The organism is uncultured Campylobacter sp. (genome assembly GCF_938031315.1).
Classification (GTDB): Bacteria; Campylobacterota; Campylobacteria; order Campylobacterales; family Campylobacteraceae; genus Campylobacter_B.
In genome coordinates this window covers 1-2,712 of sequence record NZ_CALHHT010000153.1, presented here as the reverse complement: position 1 = coordinate 2,712, position 2,712 = coordinate 1, and the positions used below count along the sequence as shown (strand labels likewise).

Below are 2,712 nucleotides of genomic sequence, written 5' to 3'. Positions count from 1 at the left end.
TTCCGCCCAAAATTTATCCACTCTGCCGGCAAAAGTGCTTGGAATTTGCGCTTTTTCAGCTTTTTTGCCCAAACCGAATAGCCCCATAATCTCTCCTTTAATTAAATTTAAACGCAATTATAGCTAATTTTTGCGCGGGCGCGGAACGCAAGCCGTAAGACCGCCCTGCTCTTCTGCGCTCCGCTATACGGCTCGCGCGGTGAAATTTTGCCCGCTATTTTAATCAGGCAAATGAAAGTAAATTTAAAATACAATACGAATCTCAACTAAATTTAAGGGGAGCAAATGGGACTGTTTAAAAAACTATTCGGCGGCGATGACGCGTGCTCGAAAGATAGCGACAGCAAAGGCGCGCAGGATGAAAACGCCGCGGCAAAAGACGCAAAAGAGAGCGAGCCCGTGTTTTACGCGGACGGTGAAGATGAGGCGATGCTAAAGGCATTCGAACAGGCGCGAAAGAGCTTTCGCTACTTCTGGCGCGAGCTGTACTGGGAGCGCCTCCGCATCGTCCCCGCGCTTAGCTTTGCCTGCGTCAAGATCGCCTTTTCGCAGGAGCTAAACGGCAGCACCGAGGTCGAGCATATGTGGGTAAACGACGTGTATTTTGACGGCGAGCGCGTTTGCGGCGTGCTCGTAAACGACCCGAACGTGCTAAGCAACGTCAAAAACGGCGACGAAGTCGCGGTGCCGCTAGAGCAGATCAGCGACTGGATGTTTGCGATAGAGGGCAAGACCTACGGCGGCTTTAGCGTGCAGGCGATGCGCAAAGCTATGAGCCAGAGCGAGCACGCCGAGCACGACGAGGCGTGGGGGTTAAATTTCGGCGATCCTGACGTCGTGCTGGTGGCGTACGAACAGCAGGAACATCCGCAAAATTTAACCGAGCACCCGATGAGCGTCAATACGAAGAAAAATTTCGAGGAGTTTTTGCGCGGGTATCCAGACGAGATCACGCGCACGGACGATGAGGGCCACACGATGCTGCACCACGAGGCGATCGCGGGCAATCTGACGAGGCTCGAGCTTTTGCTTGCTAAGGGTGCGGATAAAAACGCTAAAAATATCCACGGCAAAACCGCGCTTGATTATGCTAGAGCGCTCGGCTGGGATCATGTCGCGGAGGCGCTTAGTAGGTAGATTATGCTTGATTAGTAAAAGTTATGCGTGCGGACTAAATTTCACGGCTTGTAAATTAAAATTTAGCCCATGCTGCCGAATTTGGCTGCATGCAAGATGAAAATTTTACTATCGCTAGATATGCCGGATACCGTTGCGGGCATTGTTTAAATTTCGCCGCTTGTAAATCCGTTTGCCGCCGAATACGTCCGATATAGCACGGCAGGCTTATTTAAAATTTGAAACTTTTAAAATTTAGGCTCGCTAGATTTATATATTTGGTTATAGTGCGAGCTACTTTGATAAAATTTCATTAGCCGAATTTGGTTATGGCGCGAAACGCCGGCGAGGCTAAATTTTATGGCTTATAAATTTGACTACGCCTATTCTTTTTACCAAGGCCAAATAGCCCCATAAACTCCGCTTTGATTAAAATTTAAAAAGCATAAGGTCTATTTTTTCGTAAGCATGGGATGCAAATTTTAAAAGCCTACCCTCACGTGCACTGAAAGCAGCCGCCCAAAACCTCGCATTTTTCGCAGATCTGCACATATATGACCCCTTCGCCCTGCACCAGCTCGCCAAGGGGAATTTGCGCCAGGTCGTGGTCGGCACGGCTAGGCTCGACGGCATCGGCACGATCAGGCAGGGATTCGTCGAGATGAGCAACGTCCGGCTGGTCGAGGATATGACCGACCTCATCATGGCTCAGCGCGCCTACGAGGCCAACTCAAAGGCGATCACGACGAGCGACGATATGCTCTCGATCGTAAATAGCCTAAAAAGATAATCTAAACTAGGCTAAATTTACGCCGTCTGGCCTGAAACTGCCTTGCGGATTTCGGGTTAGGCGGCTTTTTAAATTTGGCCCGCTTTTGCCGCCCGAGGATTAAATTTAGGCTAAATTTAGCGGTCTTTACGCTGCGACTAGCGAAAGCTAAATTTGAGCAAAATTCGGGCTCAATTTTACGAACGGCGCGGTTTTTATTTAAGGCGACTAAATTACCGCCTTTTAGCGTCCTAACTCACAATCCTTGCTCGTTTAGGATTTTATAATTATTACAACCGCCTTGATCTCCTAAATCGCAAGCCTTACCGAAATACTCTTTTGCCGTTCTTTTATCTTGTCTTACGCCTTGGCCGCCATAGTATAAAAGCCCGAGATTAAAGCAACCGCCTGCCTCTCCCATATCACAAGCTTTAGAATATAGTTCGCTGGCTTTTGTATAGTCTTGCTTTACGCCTCGTCCGTTAGCATATAAAACCCCGAGATTATGGCAACCGCTTGCATATCCCATATCGCAAGCTTTAGAGTATAGCTCGCTCGCTTTTTTATAATCCTGCTTTACGCCTTCACCCGAGGCATATAAAAGCCCAAGATTGTAGCATCCGTCACCTTCTTGCAAATCGCAAGCCTCGGAAAGCAGTTCGGTTGCTTTTTTGTAATCTTGCTTTACTCCTTTGCCTGAGTAGTATAAAACACCCAGATTGCCGCAAGCTATGCTATTTTTTAAGTCGCAGGCCTTAGAATATAGTTTGGTCGCTTTTTTATAATCTTGTTCTACGCCCTTGCCGTATTCGTATGACGCCCCTAAG

At 48.0% G+C, this 2,712-nt stretch carries 2 protein-coding genes and 1 pseudogene; 2 read left to right on the top strand and 1 reads right to left on the bottom strand.

Features of this window, described 5'->3' with window-relative positions; all coding sequences use genetic code 11:
* The first annotated feature begins 285 nt into the window (after positions 1–285).
* Both Q0236_RS04160 and Q0236_RS04155 read left to right on the top strand, forming a co-directional pair.
* Positions 286–1,137: a DUF2314 domain-containing protein gene (locus tag Q0236_RS04160; protein ID WP_297915414.1), complete on the top strand. Its 852-nt coding sequence runs from the start codon at positions 286–288 to the stop codon at positions 1,135–1,137.
* A 601-nt stretch (positions 1,138–1,738) separates the two neighbouring features.
* Positions 1,739–1,906: pseudogene (locus Q0236_RS04155) on the top strand (flagellar basal body rod C-terminal domain-containing protein); the annotation flags it as partial.
* 235 nt (positions 1,907–2,141) lie between these two features.
* Here Q0236_RS04155 and Q0236_RS04150 read toward each other — a convergent pair.
* Positions 2,142–2,712 (bottom strand): tetratricopeptide repeat protein (locus Q0236_RS04150; protein WP_297915412.1); only part of this gene is annotated, 571 nt, incomplete at its 5' end.

Coding starts and splice junctions, on each gene's coding strand:
- Q0236_RS04160 (WP_297915414.1), top strand. CDS start 286: ATGGGACTGTTTAAAAAACTATTCGGCGGCGATGACGCGTGCTCGAAA.